We start from the raw sequence: 250 nt of genomic DNA, 5'->3' as shown, positions 1-250 counted from the left end.
GGGCCTCGCGAAGAATGAGGCGCAGCTGTTCAGCCTGTTCGGCCTGGCCAATCTGGTCATCGCCAAGAGGTCGCTGTTGACCGCTCATGCCCGAGGTGCGTCTTGAACCCCGAAAGTGGCCTCGCAAGAGGCGCAAAACACCCCGCGGGCCGATCTCACGGCGCGAAGCCGACCGGAATCGCGACCGCGTCGTGTCCTGATGTCCTCAGACACGACGGCGTCGTTCATTGATCAGCATCTCCCTAGGCTA

1 pseudogene is annotated in these 250 nt (G+C 62.8%); it reads left to right on the top strand.

Annotated elements, in window-relative coordinates:
- A pseudogene (locus EJI01_RS28535) lies at positions 1–106 on the top strand (IS5/IS1182 family transposase); the annotation flags it as partial.
- Positions 107–250: the final 144 nt, after the last annotated feature.

The organism is Variovorax sp. MHTC-1 (assembly GCF_003984645.1).
Classification (GTDB): domain Bacteria; phylum Pseudomonadota; class Gammaproteobacteria; order Burkholderiales; family Burkholderiaceae_C; genus Variovorax.
Note: the sequence above shows the minus strand (reverse complement) of the source record. Positions and strands in the feature narration are given on the sequence as shown.